The sequence below is a fragment of the Azomonas agilis genome (assembly GCF_007830255.1).
GTDB lineage: Bacteria > Pseudomonadota > Gammaproteobacteria > Pseudomonadales > Pseudomonadaceae > Azomonas > Azomonas agilis.
Genome location: NZ_VLKG01000010.1, coordinates 91445 through 106563, shown reverse-complemented (window position 1 = coordinate 106563; position 15119 = coordinate 91445). Strand labels below are relative to the sequence as shown.

Genomic DNA, 15119 nt, shown 5'->3' with positions numbered 1-15119 from the left:
CCCTAAAGGGTCGTCGAAGACTACGACGTTGATAGGCAGGGTGTGTAAGCGTTGTGAGGCGTTGAGCTAACCTGTACTAATGGCCCGTGAGGCTTGACCATATAACACCCAAGCAATCTAAATACGATTGGCCGAAAATGTGTGAACGTACCACCTTAAAGCTTCCATCACGAATCTGAATTGGGCTAGCTTACCCTAGCCGCACCGAATTGCTTGACGACCATAGAGCTTTGGAACCACCTGATCCCATCCCGAACTCAGTAGTGAAACAAAGCATCGCCGATGGTAGTGTGGGGTTTCCCCATGTGAGAGTAGGTCATCGTCAAGCGCTTAATACCGAAAAGCCCCTCAATGAGGGGCTTTTTGCTGTGCGCCTGAAATGAGGGCGAAAAGCTATTTAGATGACGATTGCTTAAGTTTTAGGGTTAGAATGGAGGCCATATATTTAGTCACTGATGGCTTAAGGCTAATATGCTAAAGCTAGTTGAACCTCCTAAATTAACCGACCTACCTCTCGAACAGTTGATCGCTTGCCCAGACTGTGACTTGTTGATGCAAAAACCAGAGATTCGGTTAAATCAAGTAATTCTCTGTCCTTGTTGTGGTTGTGAACTGTATGTCTTTCGGGAAAAAGTTGTAAGTCGTAGTTTAGCTTTAGTCATCACCGCATTGTTGTTATATATCCCCGCTAACTTTCTGCCAATTATGTATCTAAACCTTATGGGGCGAGTCACCACCGAAACTGTGTGGACAGGGGTTTGGAGTCTTTATCATAGTGGTATGCCTGGCTTAGCTATTATTGTATTTCTATGCAGTATGGTTGTTCCCTTACTTAAATTAGTATGTCAACTGACAGTTTTATTGAGTATTTCTTCAGGTTATTTCAAGAAAATAGGGCTTTATTGCTATCGTGCTTATCATCATTTAAAAGAATGGGGAATGCTCGAAGTTTATTTGTTGGGTGTTCTTGTTTCAATAATAAAATTAGGTGATATGGCAGAGTTAGGTATAGGAACGGGTCTTTTTTGTTTTATTGGATTGTTGCTAGTTCAAGTTTGGTTGGAGGTTATTATGTCTCCACAGCAAGTTTGGCAGGCGTTATCGGAGCCACGTGATGCGAGCAATTGATGCTAATTTACTGGTCTGCCCAGAGTGTCATCAATTGGATCGTATTCGTTCTTGCCACTACCAGCACTGTAAACGCTGTGGGGCTAGGGTTTCAGTACGTCGCTTAGGTGCTTTAACTAAAACTTTAGCATTTTTAGTGGCCGCAATTTTTCTTTATTTTCCGGCAAATCTCTTGCCTATTATGACAGTCAGAAACTTAGGGCAAGGAACACCAGATACCATTATGTCAGGTGTTATTTCGTTGGCTAATAATGGCCTTTATGGAATAGCGGTTGTGGTGTTCTTAGCAAGTATAGTGGTACCTACATTTAAGCTTATTGGTATTGCTGGGCTTTTATTTTCAATAAAAAATAAAGTAAATTTCTCTGCTCGACAACGAGTCATTATTTTTAGATTTATTGAGTGGATTGGTCGCTGGTCGATGTTAGATATTTTCGTGATCGCGGTTTTAGTAACCGTTGTGAATTTTGGAAATCTGGCCAGCGTTGAGGCAGACTTTGGTGCTGTAGCTTTTGCAGGTGTTGTGGTGTTGACCATGCTTGCGGCTAATTCTTTTGACCCCCGTTTTATTTGGGATAGCACGGAATCTCGGCATGACTGATTTATCAGAGCCAACAGTTAAACCCGTATCCACAGGTTCTGTAGTGTGGATCTTGCCGGTGATGGCACTGCTCTTGTGTCTGTGGTTAGGGTGGCAAGCCTATAATCAAAAAGGTGTTGAGGTTGAGGTTATCTTTAATAGTGGCGAAGGTATTGAAGCAGGAAAAACCGCCGTTATTTATAAAGGAATCTCTATTGGGGTAGTACGTGCTCTGCGTTTAAAGTTCGATTCAGATGATCAACAAATCGTTGCCGCCACGTTAGAAATTAATAAAGAATTTGAAGATCACCTTCGTCAAAAAACGCGATTTTGGTTGGTTAAACCGAGTATTACTCTGGCAGGTATTACGGGATTAGATACTTTAGTATCTGGAAATTATATTGCCATTGATTTGGGCGATGGAGAGCCAAGCCGTAATTTCCAAGCTTTGGATGAAGAACCTCCTTTACCAGATACTCAACCGGGATTGCATCTAAGTTTAGAGGCGGATACCTTGGGTTCTATTAATAAAGGTAGTCCGATATTTTATCGACAGATTCAAGTAGGATCGGTAAAAAACTTTCACTTAGATGCGGCTAAAAATGTAGTTGAGATCCAAATTTATATTCGCCCTGAATATATGAATTTAGTAAGAAAAGATTCTCGTTTTTGGAATGCCAGCGGTGTATCTGTCGATGCAAGTTTGAGTGGAGTAAAAATTCGCTCAGAAAGTTTATCCAGTATTATGGCTGGGGGAATAGCTTTTTCAACGCCTTCGCAAGGAGAGCCTCCGAGTCCACTTAATACGGTAACTAATTCTACTCACTTCAGACTGTATGAGGATTACGACGCGGCTCAAGTAGGTGTTCAAGTTAAAGTAGTATTTGATGATTATGAAGGCTTACAAGCAGGCCGTACTCCTCTTATCTATAAGGGAATGCAGATCGGTATTTTAAAAGGTTTAAATATTAACCCTAATCTTAAAGATGCTGAGGCTGTATTATCGGTTGATCCATTAATTGAGCCTTATTTAGTAGAAGGGACGGACTTTTGGTTGGTAAAACCCTCTATTTCTTTAGCAGGGATTACAGGCCTAGAGGCCTTGGTGAAGGGTAATTACATCTCCATGCGCTTGGGTAAAACCGAGGCTCCTGCACAGCGTGTCTTTCAAGCCAGACCAAAGGCTCCGCCTTTAGACATCAGTTCTCCCGGTCTGCATTTGGTGTTGATTGCTGATACTTTAGGCTCTGTAGATATGGGTAGCCCTGTCTTGCATCGTCAGGTTAAGGTGGGTTCAGTACAGAGTTATCAGTTTTCACGCGATCGCCAAGCGGTAGTGATCGGTGTCCATATCGAACCTTCTTATGCCGATTTGGTGAATAGCTCCAGCCGCTTTTGGAATGCTAGTGGTATTTCGGTATCTGGGGGGTTGTCGGGTGTGGATGTAAAGACGGAGTCTTTGCAAACCGTACTGACCGGAGGTATTGCCTTTGAAACACCCGATTTACGCGCTCCTGTGAATCAAAAAATCCAGCGTTTTACCTTGTATAAGGATCGTGCGGCAGCAGTTAAGGAGGGCACTCAGCTCAGCATCCATTTAGACCGTGGAGAGGGTTTAGGGCCGGGTACTCCGATCCGTTACCGAGGTTTAGATGTTGGACAGGTTGATGAAGCGCAGTTGACTGCGGATTTACGCGGGGTTGAGCTCAAGGTGCGCATTACTAAAGCAGAGGAGCATATTGCGCGGCAGGGGACTCGTTTTAGGGTGGTGCGCCCTGAATTAGGACTGCTACGCACGGCCCATTTGGATACTTTGTTTACTGGCCCTTATCTTGAGGTTTACCCGGGGCGACCAGATGCTCCGAGACAGCTCCAGTTTAACGCCATAGAGCAGACCGAAATTGTAGAAAGCACAGGGCTTGCACTTACCCTGAGTGCCAATCGTTTGGGCTCTATTCGAGCGGGGAATCCTGTGACCTTCCGTGAGGTCAAGGTAGGCAAGGTGACGGGCTACGAGCTTGGCCCCAATGCCGATCGGGTTTTAATCCGTATTTTGATTGAGCCTCGTTTTTCTTCATTAGTGCGTACAGGTAGCCGTTTTTGGGAAAGTAGTGGCATAGCAGCGGATTTTAGCCTATGGGAAGGTGCCAAGATCCGTACCGAGTCTTTGCAAACCTTGGTGGAAGGCGGAATTGCCTTTGCCACGCCAGAGGCAGAGGCTATGGGTCGTCAAGCGCTTCCGGGCCAAACTTTCTTGCTTTATAAGACTCCTAAGGATGAGTGGTTAGGCTGGTCTCCTAAAATAAGTATCAGTCCATAACGGAAAGGCGGAAAAGGCCATGACTGACGAGCGCGTGATTATTTTTGATACAACTTTGCGTGACGGTGAGCAAAGCCCCGGTGCTTCTATGACTAAGGAAGAAAAGCTGAGGATTGCTAAAGCCCTAGAGCGTTTGCGCGTGGATGTCATCGAAGCAGGCTTTGCCATTGCCAGCCCCGGTGATTTTGAGGCGGTTAAATTGATTGCTGATAGCATTCAGGACAGTGCCATTTGCAGCTTAGCACGGGCTCTGGATGCAGATATTGACCGTGCTGCTGAGGCTCTAGCCGGTGCTCAGGCGGGGCGTATTCATACCTTTATTGCCACCAGCCCAATTCACATGCAGTACAAACTGCGTATGCAGCCCGATCAAGTGGTTGAGCAGGCCGTGCGCGCCGTAAAACGCGCCCGTAATCAGTGCGCGGATGTAGAATTCTCCTGTGAGGATGCGGGCCGCTCTGAGTTGGATTTTTTGTGCCGCATTATTGAGGCAGCCATCAATGCCGGTGCCCGCACCATCAATATCCCAGATACTGTAGGTTACGCCATTCCTCATCAGTACGCTGAAACCATGCGTTTGCTGTTAGAGCGCATTCCCAATGCAGATCAAGCGGTATTTTCTGTGCATTGCCATAACGACTTGGGCTTAGCTGTGGCCAATTCTCTAGCCGCTGTTGCTGTGGGAGCCCGCCAAATTGAATGTACGATCAATGGGTTAGGCGAGCGAGCAGGAAATGCAGCCTTGGAAGAGGTGGTCATGGCTCTCAAAACCCGCCAAGACCTACTGCATTTAGAAACCCGTATTGATACCCCGCATATTCTAGCGGCCTCACGTTTAGTCTCCACCATTACAGGATTTCCGGTACAGCCAAATAAGGCCATTGTGGGGGCTAATGCCTTTGCCCATGAGTCCGGTATTCATCAAGATGGCGTGTTAAAGCACCGCGAAACTTACGAAATTATGCGCGCCCAAGACGTAGGTTGGCATACCAATAAGATGGTTTTAGGTAAACATTCGGGGCGCAATGCCTTCCGCACGCGCCTTGAGGAGCTGGGGATTCAATTAGCCAGTGATGTTGAGTTAAACGCCGCCTTTGTGCGTTTCAAAGCTTTGGCGGATAAAAAGCATGAAATCTTCGATGAAGACTTACAGGCTTTAGTTTCTGATACCCAAGCGGGACAGGCTCCAGAATATTTTCGTTTGGTGGCGGTCGAGGCTACGACTAAAACCGGAAGTTTGCCCACGGCTCAGGTGCAGTTACGCACAGGGGAGCAGGATCAAACCTTCACCGCTCAAGGATCTGGGCCTGTGGACGCGGTATTTAAGGCTATTGAGGCTTTGGTCGATTCGGGGGCCAGTCTGCGTCTGTACTCGGTCAATGCCATTACGGAAGGCTCAGATGCACAGGGTGAGGTCACAGTACGTTTGGAGAAAGCGGGACGTATTGTAAACGGTAGCGGTGCAGATACAGATATTCTGCTGGCCTCCGCCAAAGCCTATGTCGATGCATTAAACCTGATGCAATTTCAAGCAAAAGCCAATCCACAGGCGGCAGGCGTGTGATAGCAGAAGTTCAGCGGCGGGCTTATCTTAAAGCGATGCAGATTGAGGTTTGGGTGCCGCGTGCGCCCTTACCTGCTGCGGCTCCAGATCGCATTGATGCTGAGCGTCCCATTCAGGAGCCAAGGCTGCAACCTAGATTGACTCCGGTGTTTGAGCCGCTGCCTTCCTCGGCATGTTTGCCTAAAACCGATCCGCCAGAAATAGAAGCATTAGATGACATTCCGCTCGTAGTAGCCGGTGCTTCAGGGGACTCTGAGCAATCACAAAACCCAGAACGGGTGTCTCCTGATCCTGAGCCTTTGGAGATACCGCGCTTTGCAATCCAGCTATTACGGGCAGGAGACTGCCTGATTGTGGCTGACTTAGCGGTACCTGAGGCCTTTCAGGAGCGTGATCCGGCCTATCGTTTGTTGAAAGATTTACTGCGGGCAGCGCGTTTACCAACCAAGCCCCAGCTCTTAGTACAGGGGGAGCCCATCCTATGGCCTGTGCTACGGACGGGCTTTATACCTCAGGATTTTGAGGCTGCTCGTTTGTATGTGCAGGAGGTCTTGCGCCTTCAGTACGAACAAATCCCCTATCGCGGCCTTTGGTTACTCGGCTCCAACGCCATACGCTTTGCAACCTCAATTGAAAGCCCTCCGGAACAACCCGAATTGCAGCATTTAGAGCCTTGGGGTTTTGTGCTGTTATTACCTAGCCTTGAGTTGTTGATGGAGCGGCCCGACTTAAAACCCTTGGTATGGAACCAAATTTACCACCATACCTCGTATTGGATGCTTGAATCATGAGTGATGCCATCCATTTCCGCCCTATGGTGGAAACCGATTTGGATGCCGTATTAAAGATTGAATACGCCGCTTTTAGCCACCCTTGGACGCGGGGCTTATTTGCCGATGCCTTAAACAGCTATCAATGTTGGTTGATGTTTGAAGGCCAGCAACAGGTGGGACACGGCATTATTCAACTGATCTTAGAAGAAGCTCATCTGTTAAATATCACCGTAAAACCGGAAAGCCAAGGACGGGGTTTAGGTCTGCGCTTGTTGGAGCATTTAATGGAGCAAGCGCGTTTGGGCCAAGCGACAGAGTGTTTTTTAGAGGTGCGCGCCAGCAACCATTCAGCCTATCGTCTGTACGAGCGCTACGGCTTTAATGAGGTCGGTCGGCGGCGTGGTTATTACCCCGCCGTAGATGGGCGTGAGGATGCGCTGATTATGGCCTGCACTCTTTTAGATTGAGGGCGACAAGCACGCCACCACAGATGATGTAGTCTAATTTTTACACTGACTGAGGTATTTTCTATGCAATGGATCAAAAGTATTCCGTTACTGTTATTTGTGTTTATCGCTTATAACTTGATTGCAGTGGGTGGCCCTGAACAGCTCAACCAAGTGTTATTGCAGACCACTCTACTCTCTGGTGTGTCTTGGTCATTTACGGTCTCAGATTTATTGTTGGCGCTGGGCATCATTGCTCTGTGTGTGGAAATGATTAAAGCCACCCGCTCCAGCAATGCCTCCATCCTAGACCATATGCTGTCTATGTTGCTGTTTGTGGCCTTCTTAGTGGAGTTTATTGCTTATAGCTTAGCCGCCACTTCGACGTTTTTCCTGATGATGTTGATGTCCTTTGTGGATGTATTAGCCGGATTTACCGTCACTATTGCTGCGGCTCGGCGTGACGTGGGCTATAACGAGTAAGCCCCAAAACTGCGATTCGATGCTGTTTTTTAGTCGGCCCCTGAGTGTGGGGATAAGGTAATATGCCGCCCCGTTCAACTGAAATTTTGATGTGAGGATGCGTTCATGGCCAGTCGAGGCGTTAATAAGGTCATTCTGCTGGGTAATGTGGGCGGTGATCCAGAAACCCGCTATTTACCCAATGGTAATGCAGTGACCAATATCACACTGGCTACCTCAGACAGTTGGAAGGACAAACAAACGGGACAAGTACAAGAGCGTACAGAGTGGCATCGCGTGGTGTTTTTCGGCAAGCTGGCTGAAATCGCTGGCGAGTATCTGAAAAAAGGCTCACAGGTTTATGTCGAAGGGCGCTTACAAACCCGTAAGTGGCAAGATCAAAGTGGCCAAGATCGCTATACCACCGAAATTGTGGTGGATATGGGCGGTACTATGCAGTTATTGGGTGGTCGAGCTACAGGCGCTCATCCTGAAGAGTCAGCACCTCGTCAAGCGGCTCCCCGTGCGGCGGCTTCGGTGCGTGAGCCTCAGGCTCCGTCCGCGCCCCGTCCTACTCAGCCTGCTCAGCCCTCCGCAATGCCCGACTACGACAGCTTTGACGACGATATTCCGTTCTAGCAGTGACGCGCAAAAGCCGCCTAAAGGCGGCTTTTTTACAACACATGTTCAAGCTGTCTTATCGCCTCGTTGTTCATTAAACTGCGCCCGCTTAATCTAAAGTATGTTCAGATGCAATAGCATCTATCCCCTGTTTCCGGTTCCCCTGCTAAAAGCACAATCAGGCCCGGACTACAGGTTGCACCCAGTAGCCTTTGGCACGGTGTATCCCTCGATCCTTCCTAGGAGTTTTGGTTCATGGCGATGAAAAAAGGCATTTTGGCTCTAGCCATTTCAGCCGCATTGGGTGTTTCTACAACCGCCTATGCAGACATTGTGATTGGCGTTGCTGGCCCACATACCGGCCCCAGCGCGGCCATTGGTGAGCAATACTGGCGGGGTGCTTCTTTAGCAGCAGAAGACATTAATGCTGCTGGAGGCATTAATGGCGAAAAGATCAAACTGGTGAAGGGGGATGATGCCTGTGAACCCAAGCAGGCGGTTACGGTAGCCAATCGTTTGGTGGATCAAGAAGAAGTCGTCGGTGTGATTGGGCACTATTGCTCTTCTTCCACCATTCCCGCTTCCGAGGTTTATGAGGATGCAGGGGTTTTGACCATTACCCCTGGCTCCACTAATCCGCTGGTGACTGAGCGCAAACTAGAGATCATGTTCCGCCTGTGTGGGCGCGATGATCAGCAGGGGCAGGTGGCAGCGGATTACATCATTGATCGTTTAAAAGCCACTAAAGTAGCCATTATTCACGATAAAGACACTTACGGTCAGGGTTTGGCCGACGCGGCTAAAGCACGTTTGAACCAGCGCGGTGTCACCGAAGTGCTGTATGAGGGCTTAACTCGGGGTGAAAAAGACTTTAATGCCCTAGTCACCAAACTGCGTAACCTGAAAACCGAGGTGGTGTACTTTGGAGGTCTGCATCCTGAGGCTGGGCCTTTAGTGCGCCAAATGCGTGAGCAAGGCTTGAACGCCAACTTTATATCGGGGGATGGCATTGTTACGGATGCTTTTGTTACCACAGCTGGTGGCCCACAGTTTGCCAAAGGGGTTTTGATGACTTTTGGAGCTGATCCGCGGGTGATTCCTGAGGGTAAAGCTGTTGTCGAACGCCTGCGGGCCACGGGTTACGAGCCAGAGGGTTACACCCTATACAGCTACGCAGCCTTGCAAGTGATGGCTGCTGCTTTTAAAGCGGTGGAGTCTACGGATGGGGTAGAGGCCAGCACTTGGCTGAAAGCCAATCCTGTCCAGACGGTGATGGGCAAAAAAGAGTTTGATACCAAGGGTGACCTAAAGGTAACGGATTACGTGATGTATCAGTGGGATGATCAGGGAAAATATCATCAACAACCCTAAGCTGACACACGGAGTGCTTAAACGCACTTGATCCCAAGTACCCAACCCTTTGGTGACCCTCGGAGCCAAAGGGTTTAATGATGGGGCCAACTGATGGATGGCATCTTTTTGCAACAACTGGTCAACGGCTTAACCCTTGGGGCCGTTTACGGTCTGATCGCCATTGGCTATACCATGGTGTACGGTGTCATTGGCATGATCAACTTCGCCCACGGTGAGGTGTATATGATCAGTGCCTATTTATGTGCCATCAGCTTGGCAGTTCTGGGTTTTTTTGGGTTGGACTCCTTCCCGTTGCTGATGCTGTTTACTCTGGTGTTTACCTTAACGGTGACTGGAGTTTATGGCTGGGTGATTGAACGTATCGCCTATCGTCCTTTGCGTCATTCAACACGCCTTGCGCCTTTAATCAGCGCCATCGGTATCTCGCTGATTTTGCAGAACTATGTGCAGCTCAGTCAGGGCGCACGCCAGCAAGGCGTTCCTACACTACTGGAAGGAGCTTTCCGCTTTTCCATCGGCGATGATTTTTTACAGATCAGCTACACCAAAATCTTTATTTTGCTAGCCGCTTTTGTGGGTATGGCAGTGCTTACCTACATTATTCAGTACACCCGCTTGGGGCGTATGTGCCGAGCCACTCAGCAAGACCGCAAAATGGCCCAAATTCTGGGGATTAATACCGATCGGGTGATCTCACTGGTGTTTGTCATCGGAGCCACCATGGCCGCTTTGGCCGGGGTGCTGATTACCCTAAATTACGGCACCTTTGATTTTTATGCCGGTTTTATCATCGGCGTGAAAGCCTTTACCGCCGCCGTGTTGGGCGGCATCGGCTCCTTGCCGGGTGCTATGTTGGGTGGTTTGATTCTAGGCCTATCTGAGGCTCAGTTCTCCAGCATGGTGAACACCGACTATAAGGATGTGTTCAGTTTTTCCTTGCTGGTGCTCATCCTGATTTTCCGTCCGCAGGGGTTATTAGGCCGGCCTCAGGTGGTTAAGGTATGAAGGCATTGTTGATGCGTTATTGGCCTTATTGGTCTGGGCCGGTACGGGATGCGGGTTTTGCGGGATTGATGGCGTTGATTCTGTTTGGCCCCGTTGTCGGCGTAGTTTTGAAAGGCTATGACTTTGAGTTGCATCCAAGCCGAGTCGCTCTGCTGGTGGGGATTGTGATCTTGGGTCGGCTGCTGTTGAGTCTGGCGCTACAGACTGCACGGGGTAAAGTTTGGTTGCAGCGCTTTGAGCTGGGTCGGGATCAAGGCGTACAGGTGGTTCCTGCGCATCAAAAGTCCCTGTGGCGTTGGGTGTTACCCCTGATCATCCTAGCGGCTTTGATTCTGCCTTTTTACGCCAATAAATACCTGCTGACCGTAGTTATCCTCGGCCTGATTTATGTGTTATTGGGCTTGGGTCTGAACATTGTGGTCGGTTTAGCCGGACTGTTGGATTTAGGCTATGTGGCTTTTTATGCCATAGGCGCTTACGGATTGGCTCTAGGTTATGAGCATTTAGGGCTAGGCTTTTGGACGATGTTGCCGCTGGCCGCTGTATTGGCTGCTGTGGCGGGGGCCATCTTAGGTTTTCCCGTGTTGCGCATGCATGGCGATTATCTGGCCATTGTCACTTTGGGCTTTGGGGAAATTATCCGGCTGGTACTCAATAACTGGTTGAGTTTTACCGGCGGGCCTAATGGTCTGTCAGCGCCATCTCCCACTTTGCTGGGTCTGGAGTTTGGCCGCCGTGCTAAGGACGGCGGAACGCCCTTTCATGAGTTCTTCGGCCTAACCTACGACCCGAACTACAAATTTATCTTCATCTATCTGGTGCTGTTGCTAGTGGTATTGCTGGTGCTGTACGTCAAGCAGCGCTTGGTGCGTATGCCCATTGGTCGTGCGTGGGAAGCTTTGCGGGAAGATGAAATTGCTTGCCGATCTATGGGCTTAAACCACGTCTTGGTTAAGCTATCCGCCTTTATGTTGGGGGCATCGACCGCCGGCTTAGCCGGAGTGTTTTTTGCCACCTATCAAGGCTTTGTGAATCCAACCTCCTTTACCTTTTTTGAGTCGGCCCTGATTTTGGCCATTGTGGTATTGGGCGGTATGGGCTCTACGCTGGGGGTAGTGATTGCGGCCTTTGTACTGACGGTGGCCCCTGAGCTATTACGCAGCTTTGCCGATTATCGAGTGCTGTTGTTCGGTGTTTTGATGGTGTTAATGATGATCTGGCGGCCACGCGGTTTAATTCGAGTCAGCCGTCGTGGAGTAGTGCCACCCGTAGCCCAGGGGGCCGCATGACTCAGGACAGCATTTTGCAGGTCAAAGGTTTAGGGATGCAGTTTGGTGGCATTCGCGCTCTGCATCAGGTGAGCTTTGAGGTTAGTCGTCACAGCATTACCGCCTTGATCGGCCCGAATGGTGCGGGTAAAACCACGGTATTTAACTGTTTGACCGGCTTCTACCGGGCCACACAGGGCCAGATCAAATTACAGACTCGCCAGCAAACTACGGATGTCGTCCAGATTCTGGGCGAGCCTTTCCAGTGGGGAGATTTTATTCGGCCCCGCCAGTTCGGTAGTCGTCTGTTTTATAAGCTGTTTGGCGGTGTACATCGGGTTAATCAAGCAGGATTAGCGCGTACTTTCCAGAATATCCGCCTGTTTCGCGAAATGTCGGTGGTGGAGAACTTACTGGTCGCCCAGCATCGGCAGCTAAACCGCAATTTATTGGCCGGAGTGTTTAATACTCCCGCCTTCCGACATTCTGAGCGTGAGGCTCTGGAGCGGGCCTTTTACTGGCTGGAGCAGGTGGACTTATTGGCCAGCGCTAATCGGTTGGCGGGTGAGCTGTCCTACGGTCAACAGCGGCGCTTGGAGATTGCCCGCGCCATGTGTACTCAACCTGAATTACTCTGTTTGGATGAGCCCGCCGCCGGCCTCAATCCCGCAGAAACAGAGGCGCTAAGCCAGATGATTCAGACGCTGCGCCGCCAGCATGCCCTCAGTATTCTATTGATCGAGCATGATATGGGATTGGTGATGAATACTTCAGACCACATCATCGTACTGGATCAGGGGCAGGTGATTGCGGAGGGTACTCCTGAGGTAATCCGCAATCATCCGGATGTCATCACGGCTTATTTGGGTACTGAGGAGGACTTCCTATGAGCGTACCCATGTTGGAGTTTCGTCAGGTCGATTTATTTTACGGTGCTATTCAGGCACTGCATCAGGTGAGTTTGCAGGTGCAAGTAGGAGAAACCGTTAGTCTGATCGGAGCCAATGGTGCGGGGAAATCCAGCCTACTGATGTCTATTTTCAGTCAGCCTCAAGTCACTTCGGGGCAAATTCTGTATCAGGGGCGGGATATTACCGGCTTGCAAGCGCATCAGGTGGCGACCTTGGGTATTGCTCAGGTGCCGGAAGGGCGGCGAATTTTTCCCGACATGAGTGTGGAAGAAAACCTGCTGATGGGCAGCTTGGTGATTGGCGATACCTACGTGGATGAAGATCGCCAACGTATGTTTGAGTTATTCCCGCGTTTACGGGAGCGCCGTAACCAAAGGGCCATGACACTGTCGGGGGGAGAACAGCAAATGCTGGCCATCGCCCGTGCCTTGATGAGTCGTCCCTGCCTTTTGTTATTGGACGAGCCCTCTTTGGGGTTGGCTCCTTTGGTGGTCAAGCAAATTTTCCACACACTGCGCGAGTTAGCGGCTGATGGCATGACTCTGTTTTTGGTGGAGCAGAACGCCAGCCACGCGCTGCGCCTGTCCCATCGTGGTTATGTGATGGTCAATGGCCGCATCAGTTTGATGGGGACTGGAGAGGAACTGCTGACCAATCCTCAAGTACGCATGGCCTATCTAGGTGGACATTAATGGAGTGGCGGCTTTCCGCCACTTCTGTTGTGCCCTTGGATGGCTATGGCGATAACTCGCCAGAAGCCTGAGCTATTAACTCGGATATCCCTGAAAATCCGCTGTGCATAGTTGAGAACTATTCTTGGCCTGCATATTGCTCCATTAAGTAAAGCTGCCCTAGACACAGACTGGTTCATAGTCTGTTCTTGTCTTATGTAACCCTCATATGGGGTTGCTATCTGGCCAAAGCCCCATAACAGCCACCTTACGATAGGTGCGTTGAATAATTTATAAGCGCCGGGCTTGGTTGCAAGGGAAGGCAAAGAGATCAGCAGCCTGCGTTGTTGGAGGGCTAGCTCATAGCCTCTGTATGCCTTCGAGCCTTTCTCTTAATCAGGGATACTGTATGAAAAAATTACTGGTATTAATGCTGTGTCTGAGTGCCGTGGGATGTTCCCGGAAAGAAGAAACAGCCCAAAGCAGCGTTGATGTGCTGCTGATTGGTGGGGGCATTATGAGTGCCACCCTAGGAACTTACCTGAAGGAATTAGAGCCTGACTGGAGTATCGGTTTGTACGAGCGCCTCGATCAGGTGGCTTTGGAAAGCTCTAACGGTTGGAACAATGCCGGAACCGGGCACTCTGCTTTATGTGAGATGAACTACACCCCGGAAAAACCGGACGGCAGCATCGACATCAGCAAAGCGGTGGTCATTAACGAATCCTTTGAGATTTCTAAGCAATTCTGGGCGCACCAAGTACAGCGTGACGTGCTTAAAAATCCCCAAAGCTTTATCAACTCCGTACCACACATGAGCTTTGTGTGGGGAGAGGATAACGTTGCCTACCTGAAAAAACGCCACGAAGCCTTGCAACACAGCACCCTGTTTCGGGGTATGGCTTATTCGGAAGATCATGATCAGATTCGCCAGTGGATTCCCTTGGTGATGGACGGTCGCGCCGCCGATCAGAAAGTGGCCGCTACCTATATGCCCATAGGTACTGATGTGAACTTTGGTGAAATCACCCGTCAGTTGGTGGCCTCTTTGAGTCAGAAAAAAGATGTCACTATTAACCTGAAGCACGAAGTCCGTGATATCCGTCGTGCCTCTGATAACGGCTGGTTAGTCAGGGTGGCTGACCTGGCTCAGGGTGGCGAAAAAACCATCCATGCACGTTTTGTATTCATCGGTGCTGGTGGTGGTGCTCTGCCTCTGCTGCAAAAGTCTGGTATCCCCGAAGCCAAAGGCTATGCAGGCTTTCCGGTGGGGGGCGAGTTCTTAATGACCACCAATCCTGAGGTGGTGAACAAGCATTTGGCGAAGGTGTATGGCAAGGCTTCGGTTGGATCACCCCCTATGTCGGTTCCCCACTTGGATACCCGTTTGGTGGATGGCAAGCAGGCTTTGTTGTTTGGCCCCTTTGCTACCTTCTCAACCAAATTCTTAAAGCAAGGTTCCCTGTGGGATATGCCCGCCTCTCTGAACACTGGCAACCTAGTACCTATGATGCAAGCAGGCTGGGATAATCTGGATCTGAGTAAGTACCTGATTAGCCAGCTGATGTTATCTCCAGAAGACCGTATGGCCCAGTTGCGTGAGTACTATCCTGAGGCTAAAGATGCCGATTGGTCATTGATTCATGCCGGTCAGCGGGTACAGATCATCAAAAATGATCCCGTCAAAGGTGGTGTATTGCAGTTTGGTACTGAGGTAGTCACTTCTGAAGACGGTAGCATTGCTGCTCTGTTAGGTGCATCACCCGGTGCTTCTACCGCCGCGCCCATCATGTTGACGGTGTTAGAGAAAGCCTTTAAAGATCAGGTGAAAACCCCAGAATGGCAGGAGCGTCTGAAAACCATCATTCCATCCTATGGCCAGAAGCTGAATGACAATGTGGAGCTGACTAATAAGATCCGCAGTTACAGCAGCGAGTGGCTGAAAATTAACAGCATCACCGTCAAACCTGAGGCTTAAGTAAGTCTCACCTCAAAA

At 49.5% G+C, this 15119-nt stretch carries 14 protein-coding genes and 2 rRNA genes; all 16 read left to right on the top strand.

Annotated features, from left to right (window positions below; all coding sequences use genetic code 11):
• Positions 1–101, top strand: a 23S ribosomal RNA gene (locus tag LX59_RS12910); the annotation flags it as partial.
• Positions 102–212: 111 nt separating this feature from the next.
• Positions 213–328, top strand: a 5S ribosomal RNA gene (gene rrf / locus LX59_RS12905).
• Between the two features lie 143 nt (positions 329–471).
• On the top strand, positions 472–1128 hold the full coding sequence (locus LX59_RS12900) for a paraquat-inducible protein A (protein ID WP_144572439.1): 657 nt from the start codon (positions 472–474) through the stop codon (positions 1126–1128).
• Positions 1115–1729 (top strand): paraquat-inducible protein A, encoded by a 615-nt coding sequence (locus LX59_RS12895; RefSeq protein WP_144572437.1) that lies wholly within the window; start codon positions 1115–1117, stop codon positions 1727–1729. The genes LX59_RS12900 and LX59_RS12895 overlap by 14 nt, the downstream gene beginning before the upstream one ends.
• Positions 1722–4028: a PqiB family protein gene (locus LX59_RS12890; protein WP_144572435.1), complete on the top strand. Its 2307-nt coding sequence runs from the start codon at positions 1722–1724 to the stop codon at positions 4026–4028. The genes LX59_RS12895 and LX59_RS12890 overlap by 8 nt, the downstream gene beginning before the upstream one ends.
• 19 nt (positions 4029–4047) lie before the next feature.
• Positions 4048–5592: a 2-isopropylmalate synthase gene (locus LX59_RS12885; RefSeq protein WP_144572433.1), complete on the top strand. Its 1545-nt coding sequence runs from the start codon at positions 4048–4050 to the stop codon at positions 5590–5592.
• On the top strand, positions 5589–6383 hold the full coding sequence (locus LX59_RS12880; RefSeq protein WP_144572431.1) for an energy transducer TonB: 795 nt from the start codon (positions 5589–5591) through the stop codon (positions 6381–6383). The genes LX59_RS12885 and LX59_RS12880 overlap by 4 nt, the downstream gene beginning before the upstream one ends.
• Positions 6380–6832 (top strand): ribosomal protein S18-alanine N-acetyltransferase, encoded by a 453-nt coding sequence (gene rimI / locus LX59_RS12875; protein ID WP_144572429.1) that lies wholly within the window; start codon positions 6380–6382, stop codon positions 6830–6832. The genes LX59_RS12880 and rimI overlap by 4 nt, the downstream gene beginning before the upstream one ends.
• A 63-nt stretch (positions 6833–6895) precedes the next feature.
• Positions 6896–7294: a hypothetical protein gene (locus LX59_RS12870; protein ID WP_144572428.1), complete on the top strand. Its 399-nt coding sequence runs from the start codon at positions 6896–6898 to the stop codon at positions 7292–7294.
• A gap of 105 nt (positions 7295–7399) precedes the next feature.
• Positions 7400–7912, top strand: a complete 513-nt coding sequence (gene ssb / locus LX59_RS12865; protein ID WP_144572426.1) for a single-stranded DNA-binding protein — start codon at positions 7400–7402, stop codon at positions 7910–7912.
• Positions 7913–8149: 237 nt separating this feature from the next.
• On the top strand, positions 8150–9265 hold the full coding sequence (locus LX59_RS12860; RefSeq protein ID WP_144572424.1) for a branched-chain amino acid ABC transporter substrate-binding protein: 1116 nt from the start codon (positions 8150–8152) through the stop codon (positions 9263–9265).
• A 93-nt stretch (positions 9266–9358) separates the two neighbouring features.
• Complete coding sequence (locus LX59_RS12855; protein WP_144572422.1) at positions 9359–10273, top strand: ABC transporter permease subunit; 915 nt, start codon at positions 9359–9361, stop codon at positions 10271–10273.
• 11 nt (positions 10274–10284) lie between these two features.
• On the top strand, positions 10285–11562 hold the full coding sequence (gene livM, locus LX59_RS12850; protein ID WP_144572451.1) for a high-affinity branched-chain amino acid ABC transporter permease LivM: 1278 nt from the start codon (positions 10285–10287) through the stop codon (positions 11560–11562).
• Positions 11559–12431, top strand: coding sequence for an ABC transporter ATP-binding protein (locus tag LX59_RS12845; RefSeq protein ID WP_144572420.1), 873 nt, complete (start codon positions 11559–11561; stop codon positions 12429–12431). The genes livM and LX59_RS12845 overlap by 4 nt, the downstream gene beginning before the upstream one ends.
• The gene (locus LX59_RS12840) at positions 12428–13144 is read left to right on the top strand and encodes an ABC transporter ATP-binding protein (protein ID WP_144572418.1); all 717 of its coding nucleotides are present in this window, start codon (positions 12428–12430) and stop codon (positions 13142–13144) included. Before LX59_RS12845 ends, LX59_RS12840 begins: the two co-directional genes overlap by 4 nt.
• Positions 13145–13532: 388 nt before the next feature.
• A complete protein-coding gene (locus LX59_RS12835) occupies positions 13533–15101 on the top strand; it encodes a malate:quinone oxidoreductase (protein WP_144572416.1) in 1569 nt (522 codons plus the stop codon).
• The last annotated feature ends 18 nt before the right edge of the window (positions 15102–15119 follow it).